Here is a 16,266-nt window from a genome sequence, read left to right as displayed (position 1 = left end):
CGCGCACGGCGGCCGCCACCTCTCCCCGTTCGACCGCTCTTTCCTCACCTGTCCACTACGAGTCATCACGGAGCCGTATTGTCACCGCGCTCGACCCGCACGTCCGCGTCAGAAAAACCCGCCGGGAAGGCGAAGAAGGCGACGACGAAGACCTCCTCGACCAACAAGACCACGACCAAGCGTCCACGGACCCCGGCTCCACCACCGGAGCGGATGATCGCCGAAATCGACCGGATCGTGGACGGCCACCACCACGACCCGCACTCCGTCCTGGGCCTGCACGGGCGGGACCTGCGAGTGCTGCGCCCGGGCGCTTTGGAGGTACACGCGGTCCTACCCGACGACACTCGGGTGGCGCTCCCGCACCGTCACCGCGGGGTGTTCGCGGCCCGCCTGCCTCGGAAGGTGGACGACTACCGGATCGCCGTCCGCTACGAAGATGGCTCCGCACACCTCCAAGCCGATGCCTACCGGTACACGCCCACCCTGGGCGAGCTGGACCTGCACCTGATCGGTGAAGGACGGCACGAGGAACTTTGGCGGGCCCTGGGGGCCCACGTCATCGAGCGAGAGGGGGACCTTGGCGAGGTGTCCGGAACCCGTTTCGCGGTCTGGGCCCCGGACGCGCGTGGGGTCCGGGTGATCGGTGACTTCAACTACTGGAGTGGAATCGCCCACCCGATGCGCAGCCTGGGCTCCAGCGGGGTGTGGGAACTGTTCTTGCCCGAGGTGGGCGAGGGTGACCTGTACAAGTTCCAGGTTCTGGGTGCCGATGGGCACTGGCGTGACAAGGCCGACCCCATGGCCCGCCGCACCCAGATGCCGCCGGACACGGCGTCGGTGGTCACCGTGTCCGAACACGTGTGGACCGACCAGGAGTGGATGGCCCAGCGCAAGGGCACCGAACCACATCGGGCGCCCATGAGCGTCTATGAGGTGCATCTAGGCTCTTGGCGGCCGGGGTTGTCCTACACCGAACTGGCCGAACAGTTGGTGTCCTACGTCTGCGAGATGGGCTTCACGCACGTGGAGCTCCTGCCGGTGGCCGGGCATCCCTTCGACGGTTCATGGGGCTACCAGGTCACCTCCTACTACGCGCCCACACCGCGCTTCGGTTCACCGGACGAGTTCCGGCACCTGGTGGACTCGCTGCACCGAGCGGGGATCGGCGTCTTCCTGGACTGGGTTCCGGCGCACTTCCCCAAAGACGAGTGGGCGCTGGCCCGCTTCGACGGCACGGCGTTGTACGAGCACCCGGACCCGCGTCGCGGAGAGCACCCGGACTGGGGCACACTCATCTTCAACTACGGGCGGACCGAGGTGCGCAACTTCCTCGTCGCCAACGCCTTGTACTGGTTGGAGGAGTTCCACATCGACGGGCTGCGGGTGGACGCGGTCGCCTCGATGATCTACCTCGACTACTCCCGTGGCTCCGGTGCCTGGGAACCGAACATGTTCGGTGGGCGAGAGAACCTGGAGGCGATCGACTTCCTCAAGGAACTCAACACCACGGTGTACCGCCGTAACCCGGCCGTGGCGATGATCGCCGAGGAGTCCACGGCCTACACGGGGGTGACGACCCCGGTGGACCTCGGGGGTCTGGGGTTCGGGCTCAAGTGGAACATGGGGTGGATGCACGACTCACTGGAGTACGTGAAGAAGGAACCGATCCACCGCAAGTACCACCACAACGACATCACGTTCTCGATGGTGTACGCCTACAGCGAGAACTACATCCTGCCGTTGTCGCATGACGAGGTGGTGCACGGCAAGCAATCCCTGTTCAACAAGCCGCCCGGTGACGAGTGGCAGCGGGCGGCGACCCTGCGGGCACTGTTGTCGTTCATGTGGTCGCACCCGGGAAAGCAACTGCTGTTCATGGGTGGAGAGATCGCCCAAGGTGAGGAGTGGTCGCACGAGCAGGGCGTACCGTGGTGGCTGTTGCGGTTCGACCACCACGCGGGGGTGCAGCGCTTGGTGAAGGCGCTCAACGGTCTCTACCGGCCTCGTCCGGCGCTGTGGTCGTTGGACACCGACCCGGCCGGGTTCGACTGGCTGGACGGTGGTGACCACGAGGGCAACACGCTGAGCTACCTGCGGCGCGGTGAGGACGATTCGGTACTGGTGTGCGCGGTGAACTTCTCGCCGGTGCCCCGCCCCGGTCGGCGGATCGGGCTCCCGGAGGAGGGACGGTGGTCCTGCGTGCTCAACTCCGACGATCCCCGCTTCGGCGGTTCGGGTTACCAGGCACCGACCTCCGTGGTGGCCGAGCCCCAGGAATGGCATGGTCGACCGTACTCCGCGGAGATCACCCTCCCACCGCTCGGCGCCGTCTGGTTCGAACCCGAGCGCTGAGTCCGTCCCCAGGGTCCTGGGCATTCTCCGGAATGCCCAGGACCCTTCTCCTGTCAACGGCCGATGAGGGCGACCGTGGCCTCCACAGCGGCGCGCAGAGTGTCCAATGGGGCGTCCTCCGGCATTCGGGCACAGGTGAGCCAGAAACCGTCGATGATCACCAGAAGGAGTTCTGCCAGGGCTTCGGGGTCCTGCCCTTGTACGAGCTCACCCTTTTCCCGGGCGTAGCCCAGGGCCGCGGCCAGATTCTCGCGGGCCTGGGTGTCCAGGTCGGCGAGGACCCGCGCGAAATGCGCGTCCACGGCGGCACGTGCGTAGAAGGCCGCCCAGATGCGGGCCTGAGCGCGCCGACGTTCGTCCGTGGGCAGTAGATCGATGAGTACGGCGCGTAGCCCTTCGGCGAAGCTCAACTGCGCGGGGCCGATCCGAATCCGGGAGAAGCGCGCGGCGACCTCCTCCAGCGAGGCGTCCAGGGCGAACCGCAGCAGGTCGTCCTTGGTGGGGAACTCACGTTGGACGGCCCCCAGGGACAGTCCGGCCTCGGCGGCCACCAGACGGACACTGACCCCTTCGATCCCTTCCCGGGCGGCGATGCGGTGGATGGCCTCGGCCACGCTCCGGCGCCGATTCTGTCTGTCAACGACCTTGGGCACATGTTCATTCTGACACACTCGAACCTGATGATACGTTCGTATCAATACACTCGTATCGGAAGGATTCCTTCATGGCCCGTCCCCTCCTCTCGACCTTCTCCGGGCTACTCTGTCTGCCCGGCCTCCTCGCCCTCGCCCTGGTCCTGCTGCCACCGCGCTCATGGGAGGTCTGGCAGTACGCACTGCTCACCCTGGAGTTCTCGCTCTGGCTCGCCCTGCCCGCACTGCTCGGGCTGGCGCTGGCCCTGATGGCCCGAGGCCGCTGGGGGCGTTCCCTCGCCGGGATCAACGTCCTCCTCCTGCTCTTGGCCTTGGTGCCGTCGGCGACGCTGTGGCACACCGCCCGCGACGAAGGTGTTCCACTCTCCCTGAGCGAGTACACCGCAGGTCTGGCCACCTCCACCGACCGCGATCCGCTGACCCTGACCTACCACCGCGTGAACGACGAGCCCTTGTTCGTGGACGTGTGGGAGCCCACCGAGCCCGCGGACGAGCCGCTTCCGGTCGTGGTCAACGTCCACGGCGGAGCCGAAGACCTTCCACAGAGCCTGCTGCCGCGTTGGGACACCTGGCTGGCGGACGGAGGCCGACTGGTGTTCGAGGTCGACTACCGCTTCTTCCCCGATGGCGCGTGGGAAGAGTCCGTGGCGGACGTGCGGTGCGCCCTGGGGTGGGTGCACGAGCACGCGGTCGAATACGGCGGGGACCCGGATCGGATCGCCGTCACCGGCCAGTCCGCCGGGGGTCTGCTGGCACTGCTCGCGACCTACACGGACCAGACCGCACCCTCCTGCGACACCAAGGTCCCCGAAGCATCGGCCGTGATCGCCTGGTACTCGGTCACCGACGGCACCGCCAACGCCGAGATCCCCTGGCGCCAGCGCCACTCCCCCGTAGGCGAGGAACTATTGGAGTCCAGTGAGCGGATGGTCGGTGGCTCCCCGGAGGAGCTGCCAAAGGAGTACGAGGCCATGTCCCCGATCCACCTGGTCACTCCGAACGCACCTGCGACCCTGGTCGTCACCGCCGGGCACGACCTGTTCGTCGATCCTGAGGACAACCGACGATTCACCGATCGCCTCGCCCAAGAAGGGGTCGACCACCATCACCTGGAACTGCCTTGGACCGAGCACATGTTCGACCTCAACTGGGGCGGTTTCGCGAGTCAGCTCACCCGACACACCATCGACGACTTCCTCGAACAACACCTGAACCCCTGAAGACCCCGCACGGCAGGAAAATCGAATCCATCAGTGACCGCCATCGCAAAAGCACCGACCTCGACGTCGGCGTCATCGACGATCACTTCTGCGGTGCGGCGCTCCGAGTCCAGGTGACCATCCACACCTTCGGCCACGGCTTCCACGGTGACGGCCGCACCACCTGGAAGAAACGGTGATGCTTCTGTGGGGCGCGAGAACGCACTGTCCGGGTGGCACGAAAGGCGGTAACATTCCGGCCATGACGCGGGTGTACTCCACCATGATGAACCGGATGATGATGTCATCCGGCCTTTCCCGCGTGTTCTGAAACCCCTGTCCGCGGCAAGGCCCCAACGGGCCTGCCGACGGCGGGCGCCCGTCGGGGTCGGAAAGGACCCCGCATGGGTCGCTACTACGTCACCACCGCCATCCCCTACGTCAACGGCGCACCGCACATCGGGCACGCCCTGGAGTTGGTCCAGGCCGATGCCCTCGCCCGCTACCACCGCGAGCGCGGGGACCAGGTGCGCGCCCAGACCGGCACCGATGACAACTCCCTGAAGAACGTGCTCGGTGCGCGCCAAGCGGGGTTGGACACCGCCGACTACGTCGACCGGCTCTCCCATCGTTTCCTCGACCTGGCGGAGCCGCTCGCCCTGTCCTTCGACGATTCGGTGCGCACCGCCTTCGACCCACGCCACCGCCCCGGCGTGGAACGGCTCTGGAACGCCTGTCTGGAGCGCGGCGACCTGTACCGCCAGAGCTACACCGGCCTCTACTGCACCGGCTGCGAAGGGTTCTACACCGCCGATGAGCTCACCGGCGGGCTGTGCCCGGAGCACCGGACCGTCCCTGAGGAGGTCGCGGAGGAGAACTGGTTCTTCCGGCTCAGCCGCTACCAGGACCGACTCCGGGACCTGGTCTCCTCCGGCGAACTCCTCGTCCAACCCGACTTCCGTCGCCGGGAGGTGCTCTCCTTCATCGAGTCCGGGTTGGCGGACTTCAGCGTTTCCCGAAGCGTGGAACGAACCCGTGGCTGGGGCATCCCCGTACCCGATGATCCGGACCAGGTGATCTACGTGTGGTACGACGCCCTGGCCAACTACATCACCGGCCCCGGCTATGGCACCGACCCCAAGGGCTACGAACGCTGGTGGGTCCACACCGACCAACGAGTGCACGTCATCGGCAAGGGCATCCTGCGTTTCCACGCCGTCTACTGGCCGGCCCTGCTCCTCTCGGCCGGACTCCCCTTGCCCACCACGATCCTGGTGCACGAATACCTCACCGCCGAGGGCGAGAAGATCGGTAAATCCGCTGGCAACACGGTCGATCCCGGCACGATCGTCGAGCGGTTCGGCACCGACGCGCTGCGCTGGTGGCTACTGCGTGACGTCAGCCGCACCACGGACACCGACTACACCGAAGCCCGGCTGATCACCCGGCACGACGAGGACCTGGTCAACACCATCGGCAACCTGGTCAACCGGACCGTCTCCATGGTCGCCGCGTACCGCTCCGGGGTGGTTCCCACGAGCGCTTCCTCGGACCTGACAGCGGACCGTGGACAGGCCCTGGCCCGGGTGAACGCGGCGATGACCGACACCTTCGACCCGCGTGCGGCCACCCGAGCCATCGTGGACTTGGCGGAGGCCGCGAACCGGTACGTGGCCGACCGCGAGCCGTGGTCCCTGGCCCGGGCCCAACGTCACCAAGACCTCGACGTCGTCTTGGCCGAACTGGTGCGAACGTGCCGCGAGGTGGCCCGACTGCTGTACCCCTTCCTGCCCGGAGCCGCTGAGCGGCTGACCAGGCAGCTGGGCGGGAGCGGCGACCGGGTGCCCCCGCCCAGGCCGGTGTTCGGTCGGCTCAGCCCTCGGCGGTCCCCCAACGCTTGAGCCGGCCCACCGCCTCGTCGAGGACATCGTCCTTCTTACAGAAGGCGAAGCGCATCAGGTGCCGGCCCTCTTCCCGATGGTCGTAGAACACCTTGGCCGGCACCGCCGCGACTCCGGCCTCCCGGGGCAGCGCACGGGCGAGGTCCTCACCATCCACGTAACCCAACGGCCGGATGTCGGCCATCAGGAAGTAGGTGCCCTCGCACACGTTCACGTCGAACCCGGCACCACGAAGCCCTTCGGCGAGCCGGTCGCGCTTTCCCTGAAGCTCCAGACGCTGCCGCTGCACCCACACGCCCTCGTTGTCGATCGCGTCGGCGATGGCGAGTTGGAGGGCGCCGTTGGCGGAGAAGGTGAGGAATTGGTTGACGGTGCGCACCGCCCGCACGAGGGGCTCGGGCCCGGTCACCCAGCCGATCTTCCACCCGGTGACGGCGAACATCTTGCCCACCGAGGAAATCGACAGGGTCCGTTCTCGCATGCCGGGCAAAGTGGCCGGCGATACGTGTTCACGGTCGTCGAAGGTGAGGAACTCGTACACCTCGTCGGTGATCGCGATCAGGTCGTGCTCTCGGCACAGCTTCGCGATCTCTTCGAGCTCGGCGTAGGTGAACACCGCGCCTGTCGGGTTGTGCGGGGTGTTGATCATGATCAACCTGGTGCGCGGGGTGATGGCGGCACGCAACTCGGCGGGATCGAAGGTGAACCGTCCGCCCTCGGCCTCGTGGCGCAACGCCACCGGGCGCCGAACCCCGCCGGCCAGAGAGATCATGGCGGCGTAGGAGTCGTACATGGGCTCGAAGACGATGACCTCGTCGCCTGGCTCCACCAAGGCCGACAACGACGCGGCGATGCCCCCGGTCGCGCCGACCGTGACGTACACCTCTGACTCCGGGTCGAAATCCAGCCCGTAGTGGCGGGACCGGTAGCGGCTCACCGCCCGACGCAACTCCAGGCGCCCCGGGCCGGGCGGGTACTGGTTCACCCCCTCCAGAATGTTCCGGGAGGCGTTCTCCAGCAGGGCGCGCGGCCCATCGGTGTCGGGGAACCCCTGCCCCAGGTTGACGGAGTCGGTCTCAACGGCCAGGCGCGTCATCTCGGCGAAGATGGTCTCGCCATAGGCACGCATACGTTCGATCAGCGGTTCTTCCACCCGCCGAGCGTATCGATCCGCTTCGGGCCAGGGCACCCCCGCTTCCGGAATCGGCGCGACACGACGAAGGCCCCTGGTCTTGGGCACCCGGCGCGTCAGACGGATTCCACCAGACCAAGGGACCTCGACTCCTACGAGCCCGACCACCTACAACGACAGGCTCAATACGATCCAGACCACCGGGCCCGCGATGAGCAGTGAGTCGATGCGGTCCATCAGACCGCCGTGGCCCGGCATGAAACGACCCATGTCCTTGACCCCGAGGTCGCGCTTGAACAACGACTCGATGAGGTCACCGACCGTGGCGGCGAGCACCACCGCCAGCCCCAGGACGACGCCGACCCACCAGGGACCGTCCAGCATCAGGGTCACGCACAGCGCCCCCGCCACCGCACAGCCGACCACGGAGCCGCCGAAGCCCTCCCAGGTCTTGTTCGGGCTGATCACCGGCGCCATCTTGTGTCGACCCAACAGGATTCCGGCGAAGTACCCACCGATGTCACTGGAGATCGTCACCACGATGAACGTCACGAGGCGGTACTGGCCGTCCTCGGGATGCGCGATGAGCAGCATCCACGTGGCCAGTAGGAACGGCAGGTACACGAGGGTGAACAGGTTCGCCGAAGCGTCCGCGACGAACCCCTCCGTCCCCCCTCGCAACCGCCAGACCAGGCAGGCGATCGCGGTGAGTGCCACGATGCCCACCAACCAGTCGGCTCCACCGAAGTAGGCCCCGACCTGCATCGCCACCCCGCCCACGGCCAGCGGGAGCACGGCCAGGGTCATGCCCTTGCCGCCGAAGGCACGGTTGAGTTCGCGCAGGCCGATCAGCACCCCCAAGGAGGTGATGATCGTGAACAACTGAGGCCAGGGGAAGATCGAGAAGTAGACGAGCGCGCCGAGGACGCACCCGCTGGCGATGGCCACCGGGAGGTTACGACCGGTCTTGACCGGCTCACCCCCCGGCTTGTGCAGCACGAAGCGCTGCCCGGCGGCCGCCTCCGTATCAGGAGTGGGACTGTCGTCGGGTCTGTGCTCCGGCGATCGGTCATCGCCTCCGGAGCCGTAAGGATGGGTCACCGGCTAAACCTCGAGAAGTTCCGCTTCCTTGTGCTTGAGCAGCTCGTCGACGGAGGCGACGTACTTCTGCGCGAGCTCGTCCAGTTCGGCCTGGGCCCGGTGGGCCTCGTCCTCGCCCAGGTCACTGGACTTGACGGCCTTTTCGAAGGTGTCCTTGGTGCGACGACGGACGTTGCGGATGGAGACCTTGGCGTCCTCGGCCTTGGTCCGGGCCACCTTCACGTACTCCTTGCGACGCTCCTCGGAGAGCTCTGGGAAGACCACTCGGATGACCTGACCGTCATCGGAGGGGTTGACGCCCAGATCACTGTTGCGGATCGCACTGACGATCTCGGTACGCGCGTTGATGTCGAAAGGAGAGATGACCACCATCCGCGGTTCGGGGACCGAGAAGGAGGCCAACTGGTTGATCGGCGTGCGCGCGCCGTAGTAGTCGACGGTGATCTTGTTGAAGGTCGCCGGGGTGGGACGGCCGGTACGGATCGTCGCGAAGTCCTCCTTCGCCACGGTCACGGCCTTCTCCATCTTCTCCTCGGCTTCGAGGAGGTTTTCTTCGATCATTGTGGGCGCTCCCGGATTCTCGGCTGGGTGTGCGTGGCTTGGGTGCGTGGCCATGGGCCACGCACCGGGCGGTTCGGCCCGTCCCCTCAGGCGGAGATCGGTCCGACGATGGTGCCGATCTTCTCACCGCGGACGGCGCGCAGGATATTGCCCTGGCTCATCAGATCGAAGACGACGATGGGCAGCCCGTTGTCCATGCACAGGCTGACGGCGGTGGCGTCCATGACCTTGAGGCCGCGGGTGAGGACCTCGTTGTAGTTGAGCTTGTCGAACTTGACCGCGTCCGGGTTGCGCTGCGGGTCGGAGTCGTAGACCCCATCGACCTGGGTCCCCTTGAGGACCGCCTGAGCACCGATCTCCAGCGCACGCTGGGCGGCGGTGGTGTCGGTGGAGAAGAAGGGCGCACCGAGCCCGGCACCGAAGATGACCACACGGCCCTTCTCCAGGTGACGAACGGCGCGACGCGGGATGTAGGCCTCGGCGACCTGGCTCATGTGGATCGCGGTCTGCACACGCGTGTCCACGCCCAAGCGCTCGAGGAAGTCCTGGAGGGCGAGGCAGTTGATGACGGTGCCGAGCATGCCCATGTAGTCGGCGCGGCCGCGCTCGATCCCACCCTCGGTGAGCTGCGCACCACGGAACATGTTGCCGCCACCGACGACCACCGCGACCTGGATGCCTTCGGAGACCGCTTCGGCGATGGATTCGGCCACGTACTGGACGACCTCGGGTTCGATGCCCAGTCCGCCGCCGCCCGCGAACGCCTCCCCCGAGAGCTTGAGCATGACACGTTTCCATCCGGAATCATGCATGGCGGTTTCGGTGGTCATGGCTTCGTTCTCCGACACGGCCTGCGGCCTCCCTTGTTGTCCCCGAGTGGCACAGGGTCCCCCGAGTGCTCCTGCTGCGGGTGTCCGGGACACTCTGCACCCGAAACCCGCCCATATCCACCGAAAGTGCCGGGGAGAAATGAGCCTCCCCGGCACTTCCATCATGCCAATACCCCTAGGCCTGGCCGACCTTGAAGCGGACGAAGCGCTTGACGGTGACACCGGCCTCGTCCACGACCTTCTGGACGGTCTTCTTGTTCTCCTTCACGAAGGGCTGACCCAGCAGGGTCACCTCCTTGAAGAAACCGTTGAGGCGACCCTCGACGATCTTCGGGATGGCCTGCTCGGGCTTGCCCTCCTCGCGGGTGGTCTCCTCCGCGATGCGGCGCTCGTTGGCCACGACGTCCTCGGGAACCTCGTCCCGGTCCACGTACTGCGGGGCCAGAGCGGCGATCTGCTGGGCGAGGTCCTTGCCCACTTCCTGGTCGGCCTTGTCCAGCTCCACCAGGACACCCATGGTCGGGGGCAGGTCCGGGTCCGACTTGTGCAGGTAGTCGGCCACGAAGACACCGTCGAACTTGGCCACGCGGCGCAGTTCGAGCTTCTCACCGATGATGGCGCTCTTACCTTCGATGAAGGCCTGGAGAGTCTTGCCCGGCTCGATCTCGGCCGCGGCGACGGTGGCGAGGTCGTCGCCGTCCTGAGCGGCGATGAAGTCGGCGACCTCGTCGGCCAACTCGATGAACTGAGCGTTCTTGGCGACGAAGTCGGTCTCACAGTTGAGTTCGACCAGGGTGGCCTTGCCCTCGCCCTGACGACGCAGGACGACGGTGCCCTGGCCGGCGGTGCGGTCCGCGCGCTTGTCGACGGACTTGGCTCCCTTGATGCGCAGGGCTTCGACGGCCTTGTCGAAGTCGCCGTCGGCCTCGGTCAGGGCCTTCTTGCAGTCCATCATGCCGGCGCCGGTCAGGTCGCGCAGCTTCTTGACGTCCGCGGCGGTGAAGTTCGCCATGACTGTTCTCGGATTCCCTCGGAAGTGAAGTCTGATCTGGAAGAAGTGGAGCATCCCGGCCGGGCGGTCACCGAGCGGGCCGCCTCACCCGCGCGGGGCGAGGCGGCGCGCAGTCCTCGGTGTTCACCGGGAGATACTTCTACGGGCCGTGGGGCTACTCGGCGGAGGCCTCGGGGGCCTTCTCCGGAGCGTCGGCCGGGGATTCGGCGGCGGTGGCCTCGGCCGGAGCCTCGGCGGCGACCTCGTCGGCCGGAGCCTTGGTGGCGGTTTCGGCCGGAGCCTGCTCCGCAGCGGCCTCGGCGCTTTCGGTCTTGCCCTCGAGGAGCTCACGCTCCCACTCGGCCAGCGGCTCCTGGGCGGCCTTCTCCTCGGTCGTGCCGGCGCCACCGGAGCGGACCAGCAGACCCTCGGCGACGGCGTCGGCGACCACACGGGTGAGCAGGCTGACGCTGCGGATGGCGTCGTCGTTACCCGGGATGGGGTAGTCGACCTCGTCCGGGTCGCAGTTGGTGTCGAGGATGGCCACGACCGGGATGTTCAGCTTGCGAGCCTCGCTGATCGCGATGTGCTCCTTCTTGGTGTCCACGATCCACACGGCGCTGGGCACGCGGGACATGTCGCGGATACCACCAAGGGTGCGCTCGAGCTTCTCCTTCTCACGGCGAAGGTTCAGCAGCTCCTTCTTGGTGCGCGTGGAGCCGGCCACGTCGTCGAAGTCGATCTCCTCCAGCTCCTTGAGACGCTGGAGCCTCTTGTGAACGGTGGAGAAGTTGGTGAGCATACCGCCCAGCCAACGCTGGTTGACGAACGGCATACCGACACGGCGGGCCTGCTCGTCGATGGCCTCCTGCGCCTGCTTCTTGGTGCCGACGAACAGGATGGTGCCCCCGTGGGCGACCGTCTGCTTGACGAACTCGTAGGCGCGGTCGATGTAGGCCAGCGACTTCTGGAGGTCGATGATGTAGATGCCGTTGCGCTCGGTGAAGATGAAGCGCTTCATCTTGGGGTTCCAGCGGCGGGTCTGGTGCCCGAAGTGGACGCCGCTCTCCAAGAGCTGGCGGATCGTCACGACTGTAGCCATGACCTGGTCCTCCTTGCGGTGGCGGGACGCGTGTCCCACCCTCGGTTGTGCCTGACGCCCCGCCCGCACCGCCACACCGCGCGAGGCGACGTGGACCGTGGGCACGGACCCTCCCGAAGGGAGGCAGGTGGGCGTGCGTATTGGTGGTTCGGCCCCCAGGGGCCGAAGATGATTCTATCCTCCGTGGAGCACGCCCGGGAACAGCCGTCTGTCCAGGGGTATCACCGGCTCCGAAGGAGTTGTCCACAGGCTTGGGGCGGCACTGGTGGAACGTCTGGCCAAGGCGCACCCTGAATACATGACCGACCCCCGTTTCCGGGTACTCTCACTGTTCCTCTCGCTCCTGCTCTTCCCCCTTTTCCCGGCCCGAACCGCCTTGGCCGAGCCGGCCCCCTGGCGATGGCCGCTGGAATCCCCCGTGGTGGTGCTGCGCGGCTTCGATCCACCCGCACAGCGCTGGCTGCCCGGGCATCTGGGCGTGGACCTGGCCGCCGAGCCGGGCCGACCGGTGTATCCCGCCGGCCCCGGACGGGTGCGCTTCGCCGGTCGGGTGGCCGGAGTGGGGGTGGTGAGCGTGGCCCATGGGGAACTGCGCACCACCTACCTACCGGTGGATCCCCACGTGGCCCGCGGTGACCCGGTGGACTCCGACCCCATCGGTGTCATCGCCGACGAACCACGCCACTGCCCGAGGCGCTCTTGTCTGCACTGGGGGCTGCTGCGCGGTTCCGCCTACCTCGACCCGCTCTCCCTCCTGGGCCGGGGAGAGGTGCGCCTCCTGCCCTTGGGCGAGCGGGCCGAGCTCAAGCACGGGGGTGGGCCTGACGATAGGCGGCGCGTAGTCGGTCCACGGAGACGTGCGTGTAGATCTGGGTGCTGCGTGGGCTGGCGTGCCCCAGGAACTCCTGCACACTGCGCAGATCGGCTCCGCCGTTGAGCAGGTGGGTGGCGGCGCTGTGCCGCAGATCGTGCGGGGAACCGTCGAGCCCGGCGGAGCGCAGGTGTGCGTACACGTCCTCCCGAGCCTGACGCACCCCTAGACGAGCTCCCCGAACGCCCAGGAAGAGCGCGTCCCCGCTGCGGGGCCCGACCAACTCGGGTCGGCCCCGGCCGACCCAGGCGTCGACCGCGTCCAAGGCGGGAACGCCGACCGGAACGGTGCGTTCCTTGTCGCCCTTGCCCAGTACTCGAATGGTCTCGCGGGCACGATCGAGATCGGCTCGATCCAGGGCGCACAGTTCGGCGACTCGAACACCGGTGGCGTAGAGGAGTTCGACGACTGCGCGACGGCGCAGTTCGATGGGTGTTTCGGGGGCCGGCCCCGACAGCGCGGCCGTGGCCTGCTCCTCGTCCAAGACCGTGGGCAGGGCGCGCCGCCCAGAGGGGGTGGAGAGTCGGGGACCCGGGTCGACCCTCAGGACGCCCTCGCGGTGCAGGTACCGGGTGAGGGCGCGTACCGCCGCCACCCGACGGGCGATCGTGGAGCGGCCGGCACCCGCTTCACGGGCACGGGAGAGCCAGGCGCGGACCAACCTGACGTCGAGGTCGGCCAGGTCGTGGCCGCACTCGTCCACGTGCGCGAGAAGGGAGCGCAGGTCGGCGAGGTAACCGCGGACGGTGTTGGGTGAACGCCCCAGTTCATGGGTCAAATGCGCGGCCAGACCTTCCAGGGCCTCGGGGCCACTCACGTGTCCACCCGGGGCAGGCAGGCCACCGCTTCGATCTCCACCAGGTACCGGGGGTCGAGCAGACCGTTCACCTCGACCAGCGTCGCCGCGGGGCGATGACCTTGGGGCAGGCAAGCCGACAGGGCGCCGTGGAACTCGTCCAGGTCGGTGATGTGCCGCAGGAAGTAGGTCATCTTGACCACGTGGCTCAGGTCCGCCCCGTGCCGGCCCAGGATCGCGGTCATGTTCTGGAAGATCTGCCGGGTCTGTCCGGTGACGTCTCCCTCCACGTCACCGTCGGGCCCCTCCGGTTCCTGCCCTGAGACGAACAACAGCGGACCGTCCGCCGGCAGAGCATCACTGTACGGTTCGGCCATGTCGGAACCGTACCCGCAGGGGCGCTCCGGTACCCTCGTCAGCCCTCCTCCCGCCCCCGACGGACCAGTCCCTTGGCCAAGGGCGCGGAGTCGAACACCCCCGAACGAACACGCTCATTCAGGGTGCGCGCCACGATCCGATCGGTGACCGCGGGCAGGTGCCGGGCCAACAGGAACTCCACGGTGCCCTTGCGGCTGGTGGTGAGGTCGCGGCGTGGCCGCCGAGCCAGCGCGGCCAACAGGACGGTGTCGACGACCCCTTCCAGGGGTTCGTACACACTCATCCCTTCCAGGGACAGCCCGGCTTCAGCGGTCGAGTCGTGGATGGGGCTGCGTACCGCGGAGGGGTAGACACAGGTGACGTGGGCATGCCCGGCCAGTTCCAAACGCAGCGCGTCGGCGTAGGCCACCAGCGCCCGTTTGGAGGCACCATAGGCGGCGGCCAACGGCAACTGCATGACCGCCATGCGGGAGGAGACCATGACCACGCGGCCCTTGGACTCGGTCAGGGCCCGCACACAGGCCGAGGACACACGCCAAGCACCGAGCAGGTTGATCTCCAACTGACGTCGCACCTCCTCCCCCGGTGGAAGTTCGGCCGGGGCGGGCCCACCGATACCCGCGTTGTTGACCAGCAGGTCCAGCCCACCGAGTCGATCCAGGGCCGCGGCGACCTTGGCGACGACGTCGGCGTCGTCGGTGACGTCACAGGCCAGAACCTCCACCGGGTCCTCTTCGAGGGGCCGCAGATCGAGACCGACCACCTGGGCGCCCATGTCGCGCAGGCGGGCGCACAGGGCACGGCCGAAGGTCCCGGAGGCGCCGGTGACGATGACCCGCATGCCCCGGGCGTCACGACGGCCACCGGACAGGAGTTCGCGCAGGAGTCGGGGTGTGCTCACGGAGTGGTCTCCTTCTGGGGGAGGTCGAGGGCGGCGGAAGGCTTCGAGACGCGCCGAACTCCGGTCCGGGCCTCAGGCCGGTTCCGGGCACGCCGGACCCCGATGGCGATCTCACGGGGAAGGTCGGCGACGTAGCGGTCGAAATCGATCCGCATCATGGGGCGTCTGTCACCCCAGCGGCGGACAGCGTCGCGGTGGGCTCGCCTCACCGAACGGCGCTGTTCCACGAGGCCGGGCAGGGCGTACAGGCCCGCCAGGTGGGTGGCGGCCAGCTTGGCCTGGGCCTCCACCACGGGCAGTGCCGCTCCGGTGGACTGCATCAGGCCGATGAAGGTCAGCGAGGGGTCCTCCAAGTGAAAGACCCTCTTGTACAGCGGCATCTCTTCTGGGGCCGGCCCCAGCCAACGCTCGGACAGGAATGGGATGCTCACCCGGTAGCCGGTGGCCCATACCACCAGGTCCACCCGATCGGAGCGGCCGTCGGTGAAGACCACCCGATCACCGTCGAAGCGTTCGATGCCGGGGCGGGGCACCACCTCACCATGGGTGAGCCGGTGATGGATGGTGTCGCTGAGGGTGGGGTGGTCCTGGAACAGCCCACTGGCGGGGGCGGGTAGCCCGTACCGGGTGGGGTCGCCCACCGAGAGCCGGACCATGGTCTGGGCGAGCGCCTGACGCACTCGCCAGGGTAGGACGGCGATGGCTCCACCGGTGGCGTCCGAGGGTCGGCCGAACAGGTACTTGGGCACGACGTGCACTCCACGACGGGCCGAGAGCAGGACCGGTCCCCGGGAGACCTGGGAGGCGTCCACCGTGATGTCCATGGCGGAGTTGCCCATGCCCACGACCATGACCCGCTTGTCCCGAAAGGTTTCCGCGTCGCGGTAGTCATGGGCGTGCATCTGTCGCCCTTCGAAGGTCCCCGGGTAGGCGGGATCCGGCCAGCGGGGATCCCAGTTGTGGCCGTTGGCGACCACCACCGCGTCGAACCGATCGGTGGCTCCGTCCTCGGTGACCACGAACCACTCCCCCGGCCCCTGCCGCTCCACGGAGACCACGGTGGAGCCATAACGCACGTGTCGGTTCAGGTCGAAGGTCCGGGCGTAGTCGGCGAGGTACCCGGCGATCATCTTCGCGGAAGGATAGTCCGGCCACGTGGACGGCATCGGGAAATCGACGAACTCGGTGCGTTTCTTGCTGGTGTTCAGGTGCAGCGAGGAGTAGGCCGCCGATAGCCCACTGCTGTTGTCCTGGACCCACAATCCTCCGGGACGATCACCCTTGTCATAACCGACCGGCCTCACCCCCACGTCGACCAGCGTCTTGAGTGCGGCCAGACCGGCCGCACCCGCACCGATCACCGCGACACGGGGTGGGTTACGCATGAGAGGGCTCCCTGGGTTGTCATGGGGAACACCCACCCTAGAAGCCCGAACCTCCAGGAAAGCTGTGTGGTACTCACCACTTGCCGCCCTTGGTTGTGTCCCACCACAAC

Annotated in this window: 14 protein-coding genes and 1 pseudogene; 4 read left to right on the top strand and 11 right to left on the bottom strand. The window is 67.5% G+C overall.

Annotated elements, in window-relative coordinates; all coding sequences use genetic code 11:
- Positions 1 to 213: 213 nt before the first annotated feature.
- Positions 214 to 2,355, top strand: a complete 2,142-nt coding sequence (glgB, locus tag D472_RS0115770; RefSeq protein ID WP_017605442.1) for a 1,4-alpha-glucan branching protein GlgB — start codon at positions 214 to 216, stop codon at positions 2,353 to 2,355.
- Positions 2,356 to 2,408: 53 nt separating this feature from the next.
- Here glgB and D472_RS0115765 read toward each other — a convergent pair whose 3' ends face one another.
- Complete coding sequence (locus D472_RS0115765; RefSeq protein WP_026117738.1) at positions 2,409 to 3,008, bottom strand: TetR/AcrR family transcriptional regulator; 600 nt, start codon at positions 3,006 to 3,008, stop codon at positions 2,409 to 2,411.
- Between the two features lie 71 nt (positions 3,009 to 3,079).
- On the opposite strand from D472_RS0115765, the gene D472_RS0115760 reads away from it, so the two are divergent.
- Positions 3,080 to 4,228: an alpha/beta hydrolase gene (locus tag D472_RS0115760; protein ID WP_017605440.1), complete on the top strand. Its 1,149-nt coding sequence runs from the start codon at positions 3,080 to 3,082 to the stop codon at positions 4,226 to 4,228.
- A 383-nt stretch (positions 4,229 to 4,611) separates the two neighbouring features.
- Positions 4,612 to 6,108, top strand: a complete 1,497-nt coding sequence (gene metG, locus D472_RS0115750; RefSeq protein WP_017605438.1) for a methionine--tRNA ligase — start codon at positions 4,612 to 4,614, stop codon at positions 6,106 to 6,108.
- Here metG and D472_RS0115745 read toward each other — a convergent pair.
- The 6 genes from D472_RS0115745 to rpsB form a co-directional block, all read right to left on the bottom strand.
- Positions 6,080 to 7,237 (bottom strand): pyridoxal phosphate-dependent aminotransferase, encoded by a 1,158-nt coding sequence (locus tag D472_RS0115745; protein WP_394295627.1) that lies wholly within the window; start codon positions 7,235 to 7,237, stop codon positions 6,080 to 6,082. The genes metG and D472_RS0115745 overlap by 29 nt on opposite strands.
- Positions 7,238 to 7,408: 171 nt before the next feature.
- The gene (locus D472_RS0115740; protein ID WP_017605436.1) at positions 7,409 to 8,341 is read right to left on the bottom strand and encodes a phosphatidate cytidylyltransferase; all 933 of its coding nucleotides are present in this window, start codon (positions 8,339 to 8,341) and stop codon (positions 7,409 to 7,411) included.
- A gap of 3 nt (positions 8,342 to 8,344) precedes the next feature.
- Positions 8,345 to 8,902 carry a ribosome recycling factor gene (gene frr / locus D472_RS0115735; protein WP_017605435.1) on the bottom strand — a complete coding sequence of 186 codons (558 nt, stop codon included), beginning with the start codon at positions 8,900 to 8,902 and terminating at the stop codon, positions 8,345 to 8,347.
- Between the two features lie 86 nt (positions 8,903 to 8,988).
- Positions 8,989 to 9,732, bottom strand: coding sequence for a UMP kinase (pyrH, locus tag D472_RS0115730; protein ID WP_017605434.1), 744 nt, complete (start codon positions 9,730 to 9,732; stop codon positions 8,989 to 8,991).
- A 175-nt stretch (positions 9,733 to 9,907) separates the two neighbouring features.
- Complete coding sequence (tsf, locus tag D472_RS0115725; RefSeq protein ID WP_017605433.1) at positions 9,908 to 10,744, bottom strand: translation elongation factor Ts; 837 nt, start codon at positions 10,742 to 10,744, stop codon at positions 9,908 to 9,910.
- A 154-nt stretch (positions 10,745 to 10,898) separates the two neighbouring features.
- A complete protein-coding gene (gene rpsB / locus D472_RS0115720) occupies positions 10,899 to 11,825 on the bottom strand; it encodes a 30S ribosomal protein S2 (protein WP_026117736.1) in 927 nt (308 codons plus the stop codon).
- 298 nt (positions 11,826 to 12,123) lie between these two features.
- Between rpsB and D472_RS27675 the strand changes: the two are divergent.
- Positions 12,124 to 12,558 (top strand): annotated as a pseudogene (locus D472_RS27675) (peptidoglycan DD-metalloendopeptidase family protein); the annotation flags it as partial.
- A 70-nt stretch (positions 12,559 to 12,628) separates the two neighbouring features.
- On the opposite strand, the gene D472_RS0115710 reads toward D472_RS27675, so the two are convergent.
- From D472_RS0115710 to D472_RS25675, 4 genes are read right to left on the bottom strand one after another with little or no spacing between them, the layout of a single operon-like run.
- Entirely contained in the window at positions 12,629 to 13,513 is an 885-nt protein-coding gene (locus D472_RS0115710; RefSeq protein WP_017605430.1) for a tyrosine recombinase XerC, read from the bottom strand.
- A complete protein-coding gene (locus D472_RS0115705) occupies positions 13,510 to 13,869 on the bottom strand; it encodes a RidA family protein (RefSeq protein ID WP_017605429.1) in 360 nt (119 codons plus the stop codon). Before D472_RS0115705 ends, D472_RS0115710 begins: the two co-directional genes overlap by 4 nt.
- A 38-nt stretch (positions 13,870 to 13,907) precedes the next feature.
- A complete protein-coding gene (locus D472_RS0115700; RefSeq protein ID WP_017605428.1) occupies positions 13,908 to 14,771 on the bottom strand; it encodes an SDR family NAD(P)-dependent oxidoreductase in 864 nt (287 codons plus the stop codon).
- Positions 14,768 to 16,156 carry a flavin-containing monooxygenase gene (locus D472_RS25675; RefSeq protein WP_017605427.1) on the bottom strand — a complete coding sequence of 463 codons (1,389 nt, stop codon included), beginning with the start codon at positions 16,154 to 16,156 and terminating at the stop codon, positions 14,768 to 14,770. Before D472_RS25675 ends, D472_RS0115700 begins: the two co-directional genes overlap by 4 nt.
- Positions 16,157 to 16,266 lie beyond the last annotated feature (110 nt).

Origin of the sequence: Nocardiopsis alkaliphila YIM 80379, assembly GCF_000341005.1 — a bacterium.
GTDB classification, from domain to species: Bacteria; Actinomycetota; Actinomycetes; order Streptosporangiales; family Streptosporangiaceae; genus Nocardiopsis; species Nocardiopsis alkaliphila.
Note: the sequence above shows the minus strand (reverse complement) of the source record. Positions and strands in the feature narration are given on the sequence as shown.